The 18,916-nt window shown below is 68.7% G+C and carries 19 protein-coding genes; 10 read left to right on the top strand and 9 right to left on the bottom strand.

Going from position 1 to position 18,916, the window contains the following annotated elements; all coding sequences use genetic code 11:
- Positions 1 to 95 precede the first annotated feature (95 nt).
- Positions 96 to 992: an ABC transporter substrate-binding protein gene (locus DKM19_RS42645; RefSeq protein ID WP_204358471.1), complete on the bottom strand. Its 897-nt coding sequence runs from the start codon at positions 990 to 992 to the stop codon at positions 96 to 98.
- A 420-nt stretch (positions 993 to 1,412) separates the two neighbouring features.
- Between DKM19_RS42645 and DKM19_RS42640 the strand changes: the two genes are divergently transcribed.
- The 3 genes from DKM19_RS42640 (at position 1,413) to DKM19_RS42630 (ending at position 4,155) form a co-directional block, all read left to right on the top strand.
- Complete coding sequence (locus DKM19_RS42640) at positions 1,413 to 2,195, top strand: ABC transporter ATP-binding protein (protein WP_089207536.1); 783 nt, start codon at positions 1,413 to 1,415, stop codon at positions 2,193 to 2,195.
- Between the two features lie 5 nt (positions 2,196 to 2,200).
- Positions 2,201 to 3,139 (top strand): LLM class F420-dependent oxidoreductase, encoded by a 939-nt coding sequence (locus tag DKM19_RS42635; protein ID WP_110704121.1) that lies wholly within the window; start codon positions 2,201 to 2,203, stop codon positions 3,137 to 3,139.
- Between the two features lie 239 nt (positions 3,140 to 3,378).
- Positions 3,379 to 4,155 carry a trypsin-like serine protease gene (locus DKM19_RS42630; protein WP_110704119.1) on the top strand — a complete coding sequence of 259 codons (777 nt, stop codon included), beginning with the start codon at positions 3,379 to 3,381 and terminating at the stop codon, positions 4,153 to 4,155.
- Between the two features lie 178 nt (positions 4,156 to 4,333).
- Here the strand turns inward: DKM19_RS42630 and DKM19_RS42625 are convergent, their stop codons facing one another.
- On the bottom strand, positions 4,334 to 5,188 hold the full coding sequence (locus tag DKM19_RS42625) for an NAD(P)-dependent oxidoreductase (protein ID WP_110704117.1): 855 nt from the start codon (positions 5,186 to 5,188) through the stop codon (positions 4,334 to 4,336).
- Positions 5,189 to 5,223: 35 nt separating this feature from the next.
- The gene (locus tag DKM19_RS52665) at positions 5,224 to 5,349 is read right to left on the bottom strand and encodes a hypothetical protein (protein ID WP_255415471.1); all 126 of its coding nucleotides are present in this window, start codon (positions 5,347 to 5,349) and stop codon (positions 5,224 to 5,226) included.
- Between the two features lie 485 nt (positions 5,350 to 5,834).
- On the opposite strand from DKM19_RS52665, the gene DKM19_RS42620 reads away from it, so the two are divergent.
- From DKM19_RS42620 to DKM19_RS42615, 3 genes are all read left to right on the top strand, one after another.
- On the top strand, positions 5,835 to 6,125 hold the full coding sequence (locus DKM19_RS42620) for a hypothetical protein (RefSeq protein WP_110704116.1): 291 nt from the start codon (positions 5,835 to 5,837) through the stop codon (positions 6,123 to 6,125).
- A gap of 491 nt (positions 6,126 to 6,616) precedes the next feature.
- On the top strand, positions 6,617 to 6,970 hold the full coding sequence (locus tag DKM19_RS50245; protein ID WP_162642183.1) for a hypothetical protein: 354 nt from the start codon (positions 6,617 to 6,619) through the stop codon (positions 6,968 to 6,970).
- 99 nt (positions 6,971 to 7,069) lie between these two features.
- On the top strand, positions 7,070 to 7,735 hold the full coding sequence (locus DKM19_RS42615) for a GlxA family transcriptional regulator (RefSeq protein WP_239513894.1): 666 nt from the start codon (positions 7,070 to 7,072) through the stop codon (positions 7,733 to 7,735).
- 175 nt (positions 7,736 to 7,910) lie between these two features.
- On the opposite strand, the gene DKM19_RS42610 is transcribed toward DKM19_RS42615, so the two are convergent.
- Positions 7,911 to 9,185, bottom strand: coding sequence for a hypothetical protein (locus DKM19_RS42610; RefSeq protein ID WP_162642182.1), 1,275 nt, complete (start codon positions 9,183 to 9,185; stop codon positions 7,911 to 7,913).
- A gap of 270 nt (positions 9,186 to 9,455) precedes the next feature.
- Between DKM19_RS42610 and DKM19_RS42605 the strand changes: the two genes are divergently transcribed.
- Together DKM19_RS42605 and DKM19_RS42600 are read left to right on the top strand one after the other, a co-directional pair.
- The gene (locus DKM19_RS42605; RefSeq protein ID WP_110704109.1) at positions 9,456 to 9,854 is read left to right on the top strand and encodes a YciI family protein; all 399 of its coding nucleotides are present in this window, start codon (positions 9,456 to 9,458) and stop codon (positions 9,852 to 9,854) included.
- A 63-nt stretch (positions 9,855 to 9,917) separates the two neighbouring features.
- Positions 9,918 to 11,174, top strand: a complete 1,257-nt coding sequence (locus tag DKM19_RS42600) for an RNA polymerase sigma factor (RefSeq protein WP_110704108.1) — start codon at positions 9,918 to 9,920, stop codon at positions 11,172 to 11,174.
- Between the two features lie 68 nt (positions 11,175 to 11,242).
- Here the strand turns inward: DKM19_RS42600 and DKM19_RS42595 are convergent, their stop codons facing one another.
- From DKM19_RS42595 to adh, 5 genes are all read right to left on the bottom strand, one after another.
- Complete coding sequence (locus DKM19_RS42595; protein WP_110704106.1) at positions 11,243 to 11,851, bottom strand: TetR family transcriptional regulator; 609 nt, start codon at positions 11,849 to 11,851, stop codon at positions 11,243 to 11,245.
- The gene (locus DKM19_RS42590) at positions 11,848 to 13,332 is read right to left on the bottom strand and encodes an MFS transporter (protein WP_239513893.1); all 1,485 of its coding nucleotides are present in this window, start codon (positions 13,330 to 13,332) and stop codon (positions 11,848 to 11,850) included. The genes DKM19_RS42595 and DKM19_RS42590 overlap by 4 nt, the downstream gene beginning before the upstream one ends.
- A gap of 314 nt (positions 13,333 to 13,646) precedes the next feature.
- The gene (locus tag DKM19_RS42585; RefSeq protein WP_204358470.1) at positions 13,647 to 14,345 is read right to left on the bottom strand and encodes a TIGR03086 family metal-binding protein; all 699 of its coding nucleotides are present in this window, start codon (positions 14,343 to 14,345) and stop codon (positions 13,647 to 13,649) included.
- Positions 14,346 to 14,541: 196 nt separating this feature from the next.
- Complete coding sequence (locus tag DKM19_RS42580) at positions 14,542 to 14,949, bottom strand: DUF779 domain-containing protein (protein ID WP_110704102.1); 408 nt, start codon at positions 14,947 to 14,949, stop codon at positions 14,542 to 14,544.
- A 46-nt stretch (positions 14,950 to 14,995) separates the two neighbouring features.
- On the bottom strand, positions 14,996 to 16,519 hold the full coding sequence (adh, locus tag DKM19_RS42575; RefSeq protein WP_110704100.1) for an aldehyde dehydrogenase: 1,524 nt from the start codon (positions 16,517 to 16,519) through the stop codon (positions 14,996 to 14,998).
- A gap of 216 nt (positions 16,520 to 16,735) precedes the next feature.
- On the opposite strand from adh, the gene DKM19_RS42570 reads away from it, so the two are divergent.
- On the top strand, positions 16,736 to 18,262 hold the full coding sequence (locus DKM19_RS42570; RefSeq protein WP_110704098.1) for a GAF domain-containing protein: 1,527 nt from the start codon (positions 16,736 to 16,738) through the stop codon (positions 18,260 to 18,262).
- 226 nt (positions 18,263 to 18,488) lie between these two features.
- Positions 18,489 to 18,911, top strand: a complete 423-nt coding sequence (locus DKM19_RS42565; RefSeq protein ID WP_110704096.1) for a diol dehydratase small subunit — start codon at positions 18,489 to 18,491, stop codon at positions 18,909 to 18,911.
- Positions 18,912 to 18,916: the final 5 nt, after the last annotated feature.

The raw sequence follows: 18,916 nt of genomic DNA, 5'->3' as shown, positions 1-18,916 counted from the left end.
CGGCGGCTCGTCCGGTCGGCTCATCGACCGGCGGCGGCACCAGGGGCGCACCCGCCGGTGAGACCGGCGGGTGCGCCCGTTCGATGACGGAACGGTCAGGACGCCGGCACCAGGCTGGAGTCGATGAGCTGATCCGGGGTCAGGCCGGCCGGGATCGCACCGGCGTCCTGCAGGATCCCGATGCTGCGGGCGACCCGTTCGGGGTCGATCGTGCCGGCCGCGGCGCCCGAATCCGCGGGCCGGACGAACGCGGCCATCAGCTCGCACTCGGCCGCGGCCGGCGCGGCCGTCGCGGCCGGGACGTTCTTCTGCAGGATCTCCCCCGACTCCTTGGGGTTGTCGATGCTGTACACGAGCCCCTTGATCAGCGCCGCGGTGAAGCGCTTGACCATCTCCGGGTTCTCTTTGGCGATCTTTGTCGAGGTGACCAGCACGTTGCCGTAGAGGTCGTCCATCACGTCGCTGTACGGCAGCACCACGGCCTTCTTGTCCTTGGCGACCGACTCCACGGTCGGCTGCCCCACGACGAACTGGCCGATGCCGGCCACCGTCCCGCCCGCCAGCAGGCCGATCAGGTTCGCCGGCAGGCCGTTGACCCACTTGACCTTCGTCGCGTCGACGCCGGCCAGCTTCGCGTACGTGGGAAACAGGTTGCGCACCACCGAACCGGGGCTGTCGGCGAGCGTCTTGCCCTCCAGGTCCTTCGGGGTGGTGATCTTGTTGCCCTCAAGGCTGATGATCGCGGCCATGGTGTTCTGCTGGATGCCGGCCACCACCGTGACGCCCTTGGCGCCGCCGTTCCCCCGGGCCAGTAGAACACCGGTGAGATCGAGCGGGGTGAACATCGCCGCGCCGGCCTCGACCTTCGTGATGTTGTCGCCGGTGCCGCCTCCGGGCTTGATGTCCACCTCGAACCCGGCGTCCGCGAAGAAACCCTTCTCTTTCGCGACCCACGCGTACGAGTCTCGCCCAAAGTTCCCAAATGACGTCAAATAGGTCACTTTTTCCAGGGCTTTAGCGGAAGAACTACCAGCTTTATCCGGACTGTCCTCTCCGCCACAACCGGCCACGGTGGCGAACATGGCGGCCAGGGTCGCGACGGCAATCGTATGAGTGAGCCTTCTCATGAACACCGTTTCCTTTCGGCCGGCGGGTTTTCGGCCGGCCGGGGGAGTTGGAGCGGGACGGCCCAGGGCCGAAGCCGTGGGTGAGGAACCTCGCGGACAGCGTACGAGGAAACCGCCCTGGGCGCGCGAGTCGCTTTATGGGGTGAATCATGCACAAAACGGTATTCATATATGTGAAATAGAATAAAACCGGCATTTCATATCTGAGGACTGCCTTTCGCCGGGCGATCCAGATAATCTTGGTGAGATGTGGAATCACCGTCGCTGGATGGGGAGCCTGCCCGCATGATCCGACTCGCCGGTGTCTCCCGTACCTTCACCGGACGCTCCGGCACGGTGGAGGCGCTACGCGGCATCGACCTGGATGTGGCGGAGGGTGAGTTCGTCGCGGTCGTCGGCCGATCGGGATGCGGGAAGTCCACCCTCCTGCGCCTCATCGCCGGCCTGCTTCCCGTCACCGAAGGCGAGATCACCGTCGCGGGCGAGCGGATCACCAAGGCCCGCCGCGACATCGCGATGCTGTTCCAGCGGCCCGCGCTGCTGCCCTGGCGGTCGGTGCTCGACAACGTGCTGCTGCCGGTGGAGATCTTCGGCTGGCGGCGGGCCGCGTACAGCGCCCGCGCCCAGGAACTGCTGGACATGGTCGGGCTGGGCGGCTTCGAGAAGCGCCTGCCGCACGAGCTCTCCGGCGGCATGCAGCAGCGGGTCTCGCTCTGCCGATCGCTGATCGGCGATCCCCGGGTGATGCTGATGGACGAGCCGTTCTCCGCACTCGACGCGCTCACCCGCGAGGAGCTGTCGGTGGAGCTGCAGCGCGTCCACATGGAGAGCTCGGCCACCATCGTCTTCGTCACCCACTCCATCGACGAGGCGGTGCTGCTGGCCGACCGGGTGGTGGTGCTCAGCCCGCGACCGGGCCGGATCCGCAAGGTGGTCGACATCGACATCCCGCGACCACGCAGCCTGGGCCGTAACGCGCATCTGGAACAGGTCGCCCGGTGCAGTGCCGACCTGCACGAACTGCTGATGGAGCGAGACGCTCCGGCGCCGGCCGGGGAAAGAGGATGACAAGCATGCGTGTGTGTGTCTTCACCGAGCCCCATCGCGGCGCCACCTACGACGACCAGCTGCGGATGGCCCGGCTGGCGGAGGACGGCGGGTTCGAGGGCTTCCTGCGCGCGGACCACTATCAGTCAATGGGCCCCGACAGCGGCCTGCCGGGCCCGACGGACGCCTGGGTGACCCTGGCGGGCCTGGCCAGGGAGACCTCCCGGATCCGGCTCGGCACGCTGGTCACCTCGGCGACCTTCCGGCTCCCCGGCCCGCTGGCGATGATCGTCGCGCAGGTGGACCAGATGAGCGGCGGCCGGATCGAGCTGGGCGTCGGCGCGGGCTGGTACGAGCGGGAGCACACCTCGTACGGCATCCCGTTCCCCGGGCTCGGCGAACGCTTCGACCGCCTGGAGGAGCAGCTCGCCATCATCGGCGGGCTCTGGGCGACCCCGGTGGGCTCCCTGTTCAACTACCACGGCGACCACTACCGGCTGGTCGACGCGCCCGCCCTGCCCAAGCCGGTACAGGTGCCCGGTCCGCCGATCATCGTCGGTGGTCGCGGGCCGAAGCGCACCCCCGAGCTGGCCGCCCGCTACGCGGACGAGTTCAACATGCCGTTCAAGAGCGTGGCGGAGACCGCCGAGGCGTACGAGCGGGTCATCGAGGCCGGCGAGCGGACGGGCCGGGCCGACGCCGGCCGCGCCCCGCTGACGCTCTCCGCGGGCATCGTCGTGGCGATCGGACGCGATGACGCCGAAGCCCGGCGCCGGGCCGCTCCGCTGCACGTGCCGAGCGCGCTGCCTCCGGAGGACCCGGTGATCGGTTCGCCCGCACAGCTGGTCGAGCGGATCGGCGAGTTCGCCGCGATCGGCACCACCCGGGTGCACCTGCGGCTGATCGACATGGACGATCTCGATCACCTGGAACTGATCGCCGCCGAAGTGCTGCCCCACCTGTAGAACGGGCGATGAGCGCGGTTGAGGCCGACCCGGCGGGCCCGGACCCAGCCGGTCGGCCAGGAGATCGTCCAGGGGACGACGAGGCCGGTCCCATTCTTTTCAAAGATGGGACCGGCGAAAAGGGATGGGACTGACGGGACAGAACGGGGTCAGGTTTCGGCAGGTGCCGGACGGCTCCGGAAGTAGATCTTTTCCCTGCACTGTGTCATATAGAGGCCCTATGTGCTTAAAGTCCTTTCATGCGTTTTGCTCCCTTTGTCCCGATTTTCGCTGTACTGATCGCCGGTATGGCCTCTCCCGCCTTGGCCATCACCAACGGCTCCGCTGACGACGTCGCGCATCCGGAGGTGGGGGCCATTCTCGGCCACAAGCCGAACCCCGACGGCACATGGTCCTACTGCACCGGCACGCTGATCTCGCCGACCGTCTTCCTGACCGCCGCTCACTGCGGTGACCCGGGGGAGAAGACCGCCAGGGTCACGTTCTCCAGCCACTACAAGCATGGGGACAAGGTCTACACCGGTCGTTACGTGCCCGACTCGCGGTTCAAGGAGAAGAACGAGCTCTACGACATGGCGGTCGTCGTCTTCAGCACGGCCATCCCGGACATCAAGCCCGCCACCCTGCCCACCGAGGGCATGCTCGACAATCTCAAGGCCGACAGCAGCCTGAAGACCTCGGAGTTCACCCCCGTCGGGTACGGCGCAGTGGGCCCGATCAAGGGGACGCACGGCAAGGAGTTCAACTACAACGACACGCGTAGCCGGACGTCCATCTCCTTCGAGAAGCTCACCCGCTCGTGGCTCCAGCTGTCGGTGGACCACTCCAAGGGCGACGGCAGCACCTGCTACGGAGACTCGGGCGGCCCGAACTTCCTGGGAGACTCCACCTCGGACCTGCTCGTGGCCACGACGATCAGTGGAGACGACGACACCTGCAAGTCGACCAACATCGACTACCGCCTGGACACCCCTTCGGCGCGGCGTTTCCTCGGCAAGTTCGTCACGCTCCCCTGACCTGGTTCCGCCGGTCCTGATCTCACCGGGCTTCGGCCCGCGGACAACCCCGGTGGGAGGCGGACCCGCGCCGGCTGCGCCGATGGGCTGGACTCCGCGCCACCCGTCATGACGCGGTGAATCCCTCCCGCCCCGGCCGCACCGATGAGTGCCGATGGGTGCCGCCGTTGGCACCCCGTCACGACGCGGTGAATCCCTCCCGCCAGGACGGGTGGCGCGGAGTCCAGCCCAGGTGCTTGCGCGCGTGGTGATTGTCCGCGCCCCGTGCCCACTCGTGACGGACCGCGTCGGTGGTGCGTCGCGGTGCCGCCGCTCCCACCGACTGACAGAACGCCGGAACCCACTCGTATCCCGCGGCCGGCTCGTCGTCGCAGACATTCACCGCGCCCGAGGGCCATGCCAGAGCCGCCACCGCGGCCGCGGCGGCGTCGTCGACGTGTACGAAGCTGCTGACATCGGCGTCCGCGACCAGCTCACGCGCCTGGGCCCTGCCGGCGGCCAGCCCGCCGCGCGTGTACCAGGTGCCGGGGCCGTAAAGCAGCCCGTAACGCAGCACCACCCACTCCGGAGCCTCTCGCACGGCACCCTCCAGCGCGGCCACACCCCGTACGGCCGTCAGCCTGGGCATGCTCGCGCCCAGGTCCAGCGGTGTCTGCTCGGTGGCGGGATCATCCCCGCCCTCGTAGGCCCACGCGATGCTCTGCGCCACGATGCGGCTGACGCCCGCGGCCAGTGCGGCATTGGTCAGGTTGCGGGTGCCCGTCTTCCGCATCACCGCGTTGGACTCGCCGTTGCCGTCGCTCAGATCGGTCAGCTGATGTATGACGACCTCGGGCGCGGCACTCTGGATGGCCCGGGCGAGCGCGTCGACATCGTAGACATCGGCCGGCGCCGCGTCCGCACCCTGGGCGTGTAGTGCCGCCGCACCCGCGGCTTGCCGTACCAGGCCGGTGACCTGGTGACCCTGCTCGATCAGCAGCGGCACGATCCGCCTGCCGATGACCCCGGTGGCCCCGGCCAGGAATATGCGCATGGCAAGAACTCTCTCGTCGCGTGTGGTGGTGAACGTCAGTACTGCCGCGGTGCGGCACCCGCGCCGGCGTTCGAGATCGTCGCCATCGCCTCCGCGGGCTCCGGGACGAACGGTGGGCGCTGTTCCGGAGGCGTCGTCGGCGCCGAGTCGGTCGTTGTCATACCCGCCACACTAGGCATCGGTCGGACCAGACAAACAGGCCATTTATCGGCAAATTTGTCCTACCAATCGGTGGAAACGCGTTGGCGACAGAGCGGTCCGCCGTCTCATCGGGTCTTAACCGGACGGCGAAGGAGCGGGCGGAACATCCCGGATCCGCCGCCACCGTGGCTCTGGCCGCCCGTGCTTCCATCACTCCGGAGTGGTGAATTCACCGCCCGTGTATGCCGGAGAAGAAGTGCGGAGGTGACACGGATCCGGACGCCCATCCGGGCTCATGATCTCTGCCGTGGCGTAAATTCCGGCTTTCTTGCTCCGTAATGATCCCGGACCAAGCCTTTGTTCTCTCTGGGGAGACCGCCCATATGTCCCTCAACTAGCGTCTTTAGTGAGGACGCCGATTCGGCATATTTCCTGGAAACCGAGACGGTGCCCTGTAAGTCCAGGCAGCACGCAGGGATCAACCATCAGACACGGAGTGATTTTCATGGTGAAGCACGTTCTCGCCGCCGGAACATTGGTGGCTTCCAGTCTCATCGTCGCCCTGACGATGTCCGCCCAGCCCGCCGGCGCAAGCGTCGTAACCCAGGAAACCACGGCCGCATCCGTGCTCCTGAACGGCGGCCGTATCTCCCACGACCCCTATGACCCCACCTATCCCTGGGGCGGCGGACCCTACCTTCACAGGAATTTCGATGGCTCGGGCTACCACGTCCACCCGGGCAACCGCTGGGGCGGCTACTACAACAATTACGGCTATTTCGGCCACATCCACTAGAAATAGTCCAATAAGGGAGTAAATGGAGCGACTGGCCGGCGAGCTGAGGTGCGAACGGTCGTGGTCGACCACGTTCGCCGCAGTTCATCGCCTGCGACATTCAGGTGGGTTTGTCGCTCCACGGCACCTCGGGTGGGCCCGCCCGGGGTGCCGTCCCGGACGGAGAGAAGTCCTGTGAGTTCGTGATCATGCGTCGGCTCGCACATCCGGCATGGCCTTCAAAGGGATTTCCCGCTCCGGGCCGGCGCATTCTTGATAACCATATTCATCGTCAATATCGGGCTTGTCATCTCCGTCCCGACGTAACCTCCGACTTTCTTTTTCGGTATTGATCCCGGACCAAGGCTTTGTTCTCCCTGGGGAGATCGACCAGATGTCCTCAACTAGCGTCTTTAATCAGGACGTCGATTCGACATTTTCGCGAACTCGGTCGGCGCTCGACAGTCCAGGCAGCATGCCGGGATCAACCATCAGACACGGAGTGATTTTCCATGGTGAAGCATGCCCTCGCCGCCGCAACATTGGTGGCTTCCAGTCTCATCGTCGCCCTGACGATGTCGGTTCAGCCCGCGGGCGCGAGCGCGACAACCCAGGAAGCCGCTCCTCTGTTGTCCGGAATACGGAATGACCCCCCACCCGGCGGTTGGCGTGACCGGCACCATGACAACCACTGGAACGGCGGGCGGCCCGACTGGCACCATGACAATCACTGGCATGCCGGGCGGCCCGACTGGCATCACGACGATCACTGGCACGGCGGACGGCCCGATTGGCATCACGACAATCACTGGCACGGCGGACGGCCCGACTGGCACCACGACCACCGCGGTCCCTTCAATCGCTAGAACCCCGTCGGCAGCGGCAGAGGGTAGCGATTGACCAGTGAGCCGAGGTGCGAGCGGCACCGGTCGTGGCCGGCCACGTTCGGTGCCGCTCGTCGCCCCGTGAAACTCCCGGACGGGCCTCCGGCTCGGAGCGGGGAGGGCTCGGGCCTGCTCGACGGCCGGCGCGCCACCACCCATTGGGAGCAGGCGTACGACATCGCGGCCCGTCATCCAAAGGTCCTCTTCGATCCCGGCCCGATCTTCATTCGCGACGGGAACACCTACACGGCGGCCGGCGTCACCAGTGCCCTGGACCTCACGCTCGCCTTCATCGAGGAAGACCACGGCGCCGAGCTGGCGCGGCGAGTGTCGCGGAGCCTGGTGACCTACCTGCAGCGACCCGGCAACCAGGCGCAGATGAGCATGTTCACCGTCGCCTCGCCGTCGGTGAACAGCCTGGTCAAGAAGGTGGTCGACCATGTCACGGGTCACCTGGACTCCGACCTGACCACGGTCGCGCTGGCGGTCGGCGCGGGCGTGAGCGGACGGCACCTGACCCGGCTGTTCCTCAAACACCTCGGACAGACACCGGGCCGGTTCGTCCGGCAGGCCCGTACGGAGGCCGCCGCGCACCTCCTGGTCTCCACCTCCCTGCCCATGGCCGGGGTGGCGGCCCGCTGCGGGTTCGGGACGGCCGAGACCCTGCGCCAGGCGTTCGTCAGGCAGTACGGGATCTCACCCTCTCGATACCGATCCACGGCGACGTCGACGACGCCTGCCGCGTAGCGCCCCCATCCGGGGAAGGCGGCAGACCCGGCTCCGAATGCCACGGAGCACGTGGCCGCGTTCCGGGCCGCCGATCCGCTCCGTGCGCCCTTACTCCGGGGAAGTCGGCAGACCGGGTGAAACGCTCTCCGAATGCCACGGATCATGTGGCCGCCGATCCGCTCCGTGACGCGTCTCAGGGGGTGATCGTCCGGGCGTAGACGGCGGAGGTGGAGGCGGTCAGCGTCACCTCCGACGGGTAGGCCGCGCCCACTCCCCAGATCTTTTCCGGTGCCGCGGCCAGGTCGTTCAGGGACACACGCCCGCCGGAAACCTCCGGTACGGACACCGATGACGATCCGTCCGCGGCGAGCGACAGGACCGAGGTCGTGTGGATGTCCGCGCCGGGGTCGTCGTCGGCGGGCCAGACGATGACGTGAGCGCCACCACGCCCGTCGGCCACGGCTGCGCGGAGCCGCCACTTGGGCGGTACGGTCACCGCGCGCCACGAGCGACCGTCCCAATGGGCCGCCACGGGAAGGCTCCGCGGCCGTTCGCCCTCGCCGGACTCCTCCTGACGCTCCGTCCGGGAACCGAAGACCCAGACGTCGTCCTCGCCGCCGGTGACCAGGTTCTCCAGCCGCAGGTACCCCTCCCCGTCGTCGGCGGGGAAGATCCCGCCGAAGGAGACGCGTGTCCAGCCGGTTCCGTCGGAGCGGAAGAGTCCCGTGGCCGTCTGCGCGCCCTTCCCCGACGTGCCGACCGCCCACAGGGTGCCCGGTGCGGTCGCGCCGATCGCCAGGCCGAGCACTCCGTCAGGCAGCGGCGCCTCCCGCCAGCCGGTTCCGTCGAAGAACCAGGCCACGGTCGCGTCAGCGGAGGGGAGAGCCCAGACGTGCGTGCTGTCCAGCACCTCGATCTGCCACACCGTGAACGGAAACTCCTTCGAGACCGTCCAGCGGACGCCGTCCCAGTGGAGGGCGGAGGAGGTTTCCTTGGCGTTGACGTGCAACCAGACGTCGTCGGGCGCGGAGGAGCCGGCGTCGATGACGGAGCCCTTGACGCCGCCCGGCAGCGCGCTGCTCACCCACTGCCAGCCGTCCCACCTGAGTGCGACGGGGGAACCGTTTGAGCCCCCGGTCCACCCGAACGCCCAGGCGTCGTCCTCGGCGGGAGCCACCACGTGCGTCAGCGCGTCGAAGACGCCGTAGTCCGCGAGGTGGACGAGCTTCCAGGGATCGCCCGCGAGCGGAACGTTCACCGGGTCCCTCGCCAAGGCTCCACGGTCGGGATAGATGAAGTCGAACGCACCCGTCACGTACTTCTCGTCCTCGGGAGACGATGACGGGGGACTCGTCTCCGGCTGAACCGCCGCGGTTGTCGCGACGCCCTCCGGTCTCCGCTCCGCCGAGGGTTGCCGCCCCGCCGAGCCGCAACCGGCAGCCGCCAGGCTGAAAGCGGTGATCAGCACGGCAAGTCCCTTTGATTCACGGAGCATTCCGTGATGATAGGAGCCAGATGGGCTCTGGACCGAGGGAAGGACGCATTCACGTGTGGCCGGGCCGACCTCACCGTGAGGACGGCGGGCCGTTCCAGCGGTGGCCCCGGTCAGCCCGTGGGGGCACGTCGTACGGACCCGGGCTGATTTTTCTTTCCCGGATGCCCGCCAGGATGTCGAGACCGGGGGAGCGTGCTTCTACCTGTACGTGAAAGCGCCGGCGAGAACGTAAGGGACGATGACATGAAGTACATGATGCTGATGCAGTTCAGCGAGCAGAACGACCTCCAGCCGATGCACACCTGGGCCCCGGAGGACGTCAAGGCGCACATCGAGTTCATGCACACCACGAACGAGAAGCTCACCGCCGCCGGGGAGTTCGTGGAGGCGCAGGGACTGGCCAGCCCGGATCAGGGCCGGATCGTGCGGGCGAACGGTGACGGCCCTCCCGTCGTCACGGACGGTCCGTATCCCGAGACGAAGGAGTTCCTGGTCGGCTACTGGATCGTCGACTGCGAGAGCATCGAGCGGGCGATCGAGCTCGCCGCGTACGTCTCCGCCGCGCCCGGGCCCGGCGGCAAGCCGTTCAACATGCCGATCGAGGTGCGCCAGGTGATGTCGGTCAGGTCCGAGGAGCTGTGAGCGTCGAATGCCGATCGGGGCGTGCCGGGTGATGTGCAGGTCAGTTCCGAGGAGCCGCGACCGATGAGTGGTCCGGTCGTCGACGACCTGCTGCGCGAACTCGCGCCGCAGGTCGTCGGCGTGCTCACCCGGCGCTTCGGAGATTTCGACGCCGCCGAGGACGCGGTCCAGGAGTCGCTGCTGGACGCCGCGGCCCAGTGGGCCGCGGAAGGCGTGCCGGGCAACCCGCGGGGCTGGCTCATCCAGGTCGCGTACCGCCGGATGATCGAGCAGCTGCGCAACGAGCAGGCCCGGCGCCGCAGGGAGGAACGGGTGGCCACGCAGGAGCCCCCGGACCGGCGGACGGCGCCGCCGGCGGACGACGCGTACGAGACGGACCGGGACGACACGCTGATCATGTTGTTCCTGTGCTGCCATTCGGAGCTGACCCCGGCCTCGGCGATCGCCCTCACCCTGCGCTCCGTGGGCGGTCTGACCACGGCCGAGATCGCCAAGGCCTTCATGGTGCCCGAGGCGACCATGGCGCAGCGGATCAGCCGGGCCAAGCAGCGCATCAAGGCGTCCGGCGTCCCGTTCCGCATGCCGGCCCCCCAGGAGCGGGCGCGACGGCTCGGCTCGGTGCTGCACGTCCTGTACCTCATCTTCAACGAGGGCTACGCCAGCAGCGCCGGCCCCGACCTGCAACGCGTGGAGCTGTCCCGCGAGGCGATCCGGCTGACCAGGATGCTCCACGGGCTGCTCCCCGACGAGTGCGAGGTGGCCGGGCTTCTCGCGCTGATGCTGCTCACCGATGCCCGGCGCCCCGCGCGGACCGGTGCGGGCGGCGTCCCGATCCCGCTGGCCGAACAGGACCGGAGCCTGTGGGACGGCGAGGCCGTCACCGAAGGGGTCGCGCTCGTCACCGGCGCCCTGGCCAGGGGCGCGGTCGGCCCCTACCAGCTCCAGGCGGCGATAGCCGCGATCCACGACGAGGCGGCGACGGCCGAGGAGACCGACTGGCCGCAGATCCTGGCGCTGTACGGCCTGCTGGAACGCATGTCCGACAACCCCGTGGTCTCGCTCAACCGGGCCGTCGCCGCCGCCATGGCGCACGGCGCCGCGTTCGGCCTCGACATGCTTAGGGCACTCGACGCCGACGGGCGGCTGGCGGGGCATCACCGCTTCTACGCGGCCCGGGCCCACCTGCTGGAGATGGCCGGCGACCGGCAGGCCGCCGTCGACGACTACAGGACGGCGGCGAGCCGTACGACGAGCATCCCGGAGCGCGACTACCTCACCACCCGCGCCGCCCGGCTCGCCGCGGCGGACCAGCCGAAGTAGGCCGGCTCACCGCGGCGCCGCCCCGTAACGGCCGGGAGATCGGACGGGCGGCACCCGACCGCTCCCGCTCAGCCGGTGACCAGGCGCTGGAGCGCGGGCGCGTAGAGGTCGGCCAGGTGTTCGGGGGTGGCCAGTGATCCGGCGCCCGAAGGGTGGAGGCTGAGGGTGGCGCCCAGACCGAGCAGCTGACCGGCGATCAGCTCGGCTCGCAGGGCGGGCTCGGGGCCGGTGAGCAGGGCGGTCAGCCGCGAGGTGACCTGCTCGCGGAAACGCTCCCGCAGGAGGGAGCGCTCGTCGCTGTTGCCCAGGGAGAACACGACGCGCAGCAGCGGATCTCCCTTCTGCTCGCGACGGCTGCGCACCACCGTCAGGACCAGGTGCCGGCCGAGCGTGTCGAGGGGCGCCGCGAAGAGTTCGTCGGCCGCCGGCTCGAAGTCGGCGACGGTGTTGAACAGCTGTTCCTTGCTGCCGAAGTGCTTGACGATGAGCGACGCGCTCACCCCGGCGTCGGCGGCGATGCCCCGCAGGGTCACCTCGGCGTAGGGGCGCAGGGCGAACGCCCGCCGGGCGGCGCGCACGATGGCGCCGCGGCCCGTGCCGACATCGGCGGCGGGACCCGTACCGGCGTCGGTGGCGGCCCCGGTGCCCGTCGCCTCGTCGGTGGCGTGCCCGGTCATGCGTGCTCCCGCGCGAGTGCCGTCGGCGAACGCTCTGCCGCGTCCGTCATCCGGTCCTGTCCGACGGTAGTCGAAACCGGAGCCGTACGACCCGGCAGGCACAGCGTGACGATCAGGGCGAGGAGCGCGGCACCGGCGGCGATGAGGAAGACCAGCAGGTAGGCGTGGAGGGTCGGTGCGGTGTGGCCGCCGACCTGGAAGGTGATGTTGGCCAGGACGGCGGCGACGACCGCGCTGCAGAAGGCCTGCCCGATCGATCGCATCAGCGTGTTGAGGCCGTTGGCCGCGCCGGTCTCGCCGACCGGCACCGCGCGCATCACGAGCGCGGGCAGCGCGGAGTAGGCGATGGCCGTGCCCGCCGCCACCACGGTGGCGCCGAGGATGATCGTCCACAGCTGGTGGCTGGTGAAGAAGCGCACCACGTAGCCCACGGCCATGAAGGCCGAGGCCAGCGCCAGGGTGACCTTGGGGCCGTAGCGCGCCGAGATCCTGGCGGACACCGGCGACAGCGCCACCATCGCGAGGCCGCCGGGTAGCAGGCACAGACCGCTGACGACGATGGACGCGCCGAGACCGTAACCGGTGCTCGTGGGCTCCTGCACCATCTGCGCGGTGACCAGGGAGTTGGCGTAGAAGGCGAAGCCGATCAGCATGGCGGCGAGGTTCGTCAGCAGCACCGCGGGCCGTGCGGACACCCGCAGGTCGACGATCGGGGAGGAGGCGCGCAGCTCGTAGACGCCCCAGAGCAGTGCGGCCACCACGGCCACCGCGAGCAGCCCGAGGGTCCGGACGGACGTCCAGCCCCAGTCGCCGCCCTGGGTGACCGCCACCAGCAGGCTGACCAGGGCGGCGGTCAGGCCGAGGGTGCCCAGGACGTCGAAGTGGCCGCGCGAGCGCAGCGGCGACTCGGGCACGAAACAGAGCACCAGCACGATGTCGAGCAGGCCGATGCCGGCCGACGCCCAGAACATGATGTGCCAGTCGGCGTGTTCGACGACGAGGGCGGCGACGGGCAACCCGACGGCCGCGCCGATGCCCAGCGTCGAGCTCATCAGCGCGACCGAGGGCAGGATCCGCTCGGGTGCGAGTTCGTCCCGCATGATGCTGATGCCCAGCGGCACCACGGCCAGCGCCGCGCCCTGCAGGGCGCGGCCCGCGATGAGCACTCCGATGTGCGAGCTGAGGGCGCACATCACGGAGCCGGCGGCCAGTACGCCGAGGGAGGCCAGCAGCACCCTGCGCTTGCCGTACATGTCGCCGACCCGTCCGAGGACGGGGGTGCAGACGGCGCCGGTGAGCAGGGTGACGGTGATCAGCCAGCTGGCGGCGGTGGGGGTGCTGCCGGTGAGCCGGGGGATGTGCGGCAGGAGCGGCACGACAAGCGTCTGCATGACGGCCACCACCACGCCGCAGAACGCCAGGACGGCGACGAGGAAACGCGGGTGGGAAGCCTCGGCGGGTTCGGTCATCGCTTCGGGCACGGTTCTCCGTAGGTCGTGAGACGGCATGGGGTGCACAGACGTTCACCTCAAGGGTAAACGCCTGTGCACCCCATCCAGGACGCAACCGGAGAAATCGGACGCCACGTCGGCGGTATGGACCGGTCATGCCCGAGTCGGTCCGGCGGTCCCACACCGAGCGGCCGCGCCGCGGATCAGGCCGTCCGCCACCGAACTCGAACGAGTGAGAGCATCCGCCGTGACGCCTGCGATCGTGCTGTCTCGCTCGGACGACCTGTGCCATCAGCGGACCAGCGGCGGCAGGTGAGCGTCGCAGCGAACATGTCGTGCGGATCTCAGCGACCGCTTTTGATTCTCCTGCCCATTCGATGCAACAGCCGGTTCTGTCGCGACGCGTCGTGGGCGAGCACATCCTGGGGAGCTGCAAAAAACTGGTGGTTCGTTTCGGCGGCGGTGGGAGTTTCCGCCAATCCGTCATAGATCTCGTCGAGATGGTCGTCGATCCACGCGACCAGACTGATGTCGAGGTTGTCATCGACGCCGAGAGCCCGAGCGAGATCCCACGTGTGGACAGTGCTGTCCGTGGTCCTCACGGCGAGCGCCTGCTGCCCGGTCACCTGGCCCAAGGGATAGTCGAGAACCCGCTGCAGGGCACCGGGCCGGGCGAAGGCTTCGGCGCACTTCTGCACGGACCGGGTATACGCACCGACCGGATCCGTGCCCAGCGCGTCGATGTCCCGGAGACGCAGGAAATCCGCACCGGTGCCGCCGTGCAGCAGATGCGTGTAGCTGAGATTTCCCCGAGTCATGTGGTTGACCAGGTGACGCACGTTCCACTCCGTGCAGGGGGTCGGCCAGGTCCACTGCTCGGACCGCACTGCTTGCAGTTTCCGTTCGAACTCGGTGCTGGACAGGACGAACCGATCAATGAGCCCTTCGGAAAAGTTGACCATTTGACACAGCATGCCCGCCACCGGCGGCCAGGGCTGGCGGGTATCGGACGTCGCACAACGATTAACCGGATAACCGGACACGGCCTCAGCATCATCTCCCTGCCACGGGCAGTCACAGCTGCATCACTCGATATCCGTGTGTCACATGACTTTTAGGTGATCGCTGTATGAGGCGTGCGCTCCTGACGGTCCTGGCCTTCGCCTGTCGGTTGGGACCGGTGGTCAGACGTCGGCGAGTTCGGTCGGCACCCGATCCCGGCGGGGCGCGGGTGGATGGTCAGGCGTCGTCGAGTTCGCTCAGCTCGTCGTCGGTGAACAGCCGGGAGCGGACCAGGAAGCGCACGCCCTCCGGAGCCTCCACGGAGAAACCGCTGCCCCGGCCGGGCACCACGTCGATCGTGAGGTGGGTGTGACTCCAGTACTCGAACTGCGACGCCGACATCCACACCGGGACCGGCTGGTCGATGCCGTCCACCGTGAGGTCGCCGACGAGGGCGTCGGCCTTGCCGATGCGGAACTCTCCCAGCGGGTAGCACATCGGGGAGCTGCCGTCGCAGCATCCCCCGGACTGGTGGAACATCAGCGGCCCATGCTGTCCGGTGAGCCGTCGCAGCAGGTCGGCCGCGGCGTCGGTGAGATCCACTCGCTTCCCCGAAGGCCGGGGACGGTGCTCCTGAACGGACATGATCAGATTCCTGAAGGGCGAGAACGGCGTTTTCGAACGGACATGATCAGAAGAAACCCTGGGCGTTCTGCGAGTAGGACACCAGCAGGTTCTTCGTCTGCTGGTAGTGGTCGAGCATCATCTTGTGGTTCTCGCGGCCCATGCCGGACTGCTTGTACCCGCCGAACGCGGCGTGTGCGGGATAGGCGTGGAAGCAGTTGGTCCACACCCGGCCCGCCTGGATCTCCCGGCCGGCGCGGTAGGCGGTGTTGCCGTCGCGCGACCACACGCCCGCGCCCAGCCCGTACAGGGTGTCGTTAGCGATCTTTATCGCGTCGGCGTAGTCGTCGAACCGGGTCACCGACACCACCGGGCCGAAGATCTCCTCCTGGAAGATCCTCATCTTGTTGTGGCCCTCGAACACCGTCGGCCGGATGTAGTAACCGCCGGACAGCTCGCCGCCGAGGTCCGCCCTCTCGCCGCCGGTGAGGATCTTCGCGCCCTCCTTCTGCCCGATGTCGATGTAGGAGAGGATCTTCTCGAACTGGTCGTTGGAGGCCTGTGCCCCGATCATGGTGTCGGTGTCCAGGGGGTGGCCCTGCTTGATCCTCTCCACCCGCGCGACGGCGTCGGACATGAACGTCGAGTAGATGGACGACTGGATCAGCGCCCGCGACGGGCAGGTGCACACCTCGCCCTGGTTCAAGGCGAACATCGCGAAGCCCTCCTGCGCCTTGTCGTAGAAGTCGTCCCGCGAGTCCGCGACGTCGGCGAAGAAGATGTTGGGGCTCTTGCCGCCCAGTTCGAGGGTGACCGGGATGATGTTCTCGCTGGCGTACTGCATGATCAGCCGCCCGGTGGTGGTCTCCCCGGTGAACGCCACCTTGCGGACCCGCGGGTGCTGGGCCAGGGGCTTGCCGGCCTCCACGCCGAACCCGTTGACCACGTTCAGCACGCCCGGCGGGACGAGATCGGCGATCAGGTCCAGCAGCACGTGGATCGAGGCCGGGGTCTGTTCGGCGGGCTTGAGCACCACCGTGTTGCCGGCGGCCAGCGCCGGGGCCAGCTTCCAGGTGGCCATCAGGATCGGGAAGTTCCACGGGATGATCTGCGCGACCACGCCCAGGGGCTCGTGGAAGTGGTACGCCACGGTGTCGGCGTCGATCTGCGAGATCGAGCCCTCCTGCGCCCGGATCGCCCCGGCGAAGTAGCGGAAGTGGTCGACGGCCAGCGGGATGTCCGCGGCCAGGGTCTCCCGTACGGGCTTGCCGTTCTCCCAGGACTCGGCGACCGCGATGGCCTCCAGGTTCTGCTCGATCCTGTCTGCGATCTTGTTCAGCACCCCGGCGCGCTCGGCGGGCGAGGTACGGCCCCACGCGGCCGCGGCGCCCTCCGCGGCGGCCACCGCACGATCGACGTCCTCGGCGGTGCCCCGGGCGATCTCGGTGAACGTGCCGCCGGTCACCGGGGTGGGATTCTCGAAGTACTGGCCCTTTGCCGGTGGGACGTACTCACCGCCGATGAAGTGGTCATAGCGTGGCTGGAACGTCACGATACTGCCTGGCTGACCCGGCGCCGCGTACCTTGCCATGGTTCTGCCCCCTATATCATGAATTGACGGTTATATATCAACTTAGGAAGGCCGACGTTGCAGCATCGTTGCACGGGGGAACGCCTGGCGGGCACGGTCGGCTGCCCGCTTTCGCCGAGGTAGAGGCGGGCGTCGCGCGGCATGCTGGTGTAGGCCCGGTCACCGGCAGTGACGGTTGCCCTGACGCGCCCCGTCAGGGTCGCCGCGGAGCGCACTATGAAAGTCCACCCCTCCGAAACACCGACAGCGGCCCCAGTGGCCCCGACGGCCCTGAGCCTGGCGTCGGACCCCGTGGCGCAGTTCCATCTGCTGCAGCAGGTGCGCGAGGCCACGCTCGGCGGCGAGAAGACGACGGCGTCGCTCCGCTCGGTGATCTCCGAGTCCTGGCGGCGCTCACTGGCCGCCCACGTGGACCCGGAGGACTACCAGCCGCCGATGGTCTACGGATCGGACGAGGTGGCCGACGTGCGATCGGCCCATCCGCTGCGTGCCGTGGTGCCACTCCTGCGTGATCTGCTGGTCGGCATCGCCGACGAGTCACGGCACGTCATGATCGTCACCGACGCGGAGGGCACCATCCTCTGGCGTGAGGGGCCGAGTGACATCTGCCTGCGGGCGGACCCGGTCGGATTGTGCGAGGGCGCCCGCTGGACCGAGGACGTCATCGGGACCAACGCGATGGGCACCGCCCTCGCGATCGACGCCCCGGTGCAGATCTACTCCGCAGAGCATCTCGTACGGACCTATCACACCTGGACCTGCGCGGCCGCGCCCATCCACGACCCGGACACCGGAGACCTGCTCGGCGCGGTCGACGTCAGCGGACTGCTCCAGGCGTTGCACCCCGCGGTGGTCTGCCTGGTCAACGCCACCGCGCAGCTCGCCGAGAGTCACCTGCGCGGGCAGATGCAGCTGCATGACGAGCGGTTGCGGATCAGGAACATGCCGCACCTGGCCGGGCTGCGCGGCGAGGCGGGCGCGCTGCTGACCCCGACCGGGCGGGTCATCGCCGCCGAGCCGCTCGGCCGGTGGCCCGAGCGTGTCCGGATCCGATCCGGCGCCGATCGAGTCCTGCTCGACGACGGCCGCGAGGCGCTGGTCGAGCCGCTGGCCGAGGGATACCTGCTCCGGATTCCCCGCTCGGCGCGGGCGGCGCCGCGCCGGCCCAAGCTGTCGCTGTCGTTCCTCGGAGATCGGCCGGTGGCGGTGCTGGACGGCCGCGAGCTGCCGCTGACCCTGCGGTGGGCCGAGCTTCTCGCCCTGCTCGCCCTGCACCCCGCCGGGCTGACCGCCGAGCAGCTGGCGCTGCAGCTCTACGGCGACGACGGCAACCCCGCGACGGTGCGCGCCGAGATCCACCGGCTCCGGACACAGCTCGGCGACGCGGGCATGCAGGCCAAGCCGTACCGGCTGCGGGCCGACGTCGAGGCCGATTTCCTCGCCGCGCGGGCCGCGCTGAGCTCGGGTGACGTACGCGCGGCGGTGGCGGCCTGCCACGCGCCGCTGCTCGCCAACTCGGAGGCGCCCGCCATCCGGGCGGAGCGCTACCACCTGGTGGCGGCGCTGCGGTCGGCCGTCCTCGATCACCGCGACCTCGACGCCCTGTGGACGTTCGCGCAGAGCGAGCCCGGCAACGACGACCTCGAGGTGTTCGAACGCCTCGCCGGGGAGCTGCCCGCGCACGACTCCCGGCGGCCGGCCGTCGTGGCGAGGCTGGCGTGGCTGCTCGCCGAGGACGAGTAGCCGCTCGCCGTACCCGGCTGTAAGGGGGTCACATCGTTGAAACGAGGTAATTAAATCGCCAAATTTGCCCAAGTAATGAGCGCTATGTCATTGCAACGTAACGTTTCTTAGCATTCGTCGCATATCGGCACCGCGGTGACCGTTCATGCGTTCGGCCCCGAGACGGTGGCGACTCCGGTGACATCGAGCCCGCGGGGCTCGTGATGGAGAAGGCAGGTGCGAGCCGATGACCTCGGAAAAGCTGGATCCGCAGCGCGACTACCCGTTGGCGTCCCACCGTCCGGAGCTGCTCAGGACTCCGACCGGCAAGCGTCTCGACGAGATCACCATGGAGGCCGTCCTGGCCGGCGAGGTGGCGGCCGAGGATCTCCGCATCGCGCCGGAGACGCTGCGGCTGCAGGCGCAGATCGCGGACTCCGTCGGCAGGCCGCAGCTCGGGCAGAACTTCCGCAGGGCCGCCGAGCTGACCGCGTTGCCGGACGAGAAGGTGCTGGGGTTCTACAACGCGCTGCGGCCGCGCGCCTCCACGAAACAGCAGTTGACCGCGATCGCGGAGGAGCTGGAGCGTGACTACTCCGCCACGCTGTGCGCGCAACTGATCAGGGAGGCCGCCGACGTGTACGAGCGCCGGGGCATCCTCGCGAGCTGAGCACG

Origin of the sequence: Streptosporangium sp. 'caverna', from assembly GCF_003203775.1 — a bacterium.
GTDB classification, from domain to species: domain Bacteria; phylum Actinomycetota; class Actinomycetes; order Streptosporangiales; family Streptosporangiaceae; genus Streptosporangium; species Streptosporangium subroseum.
Note: the sequence above shows the minus strand (reverse complement) of the source record. Positions and strands in the feature narration are given on the sequence as shown.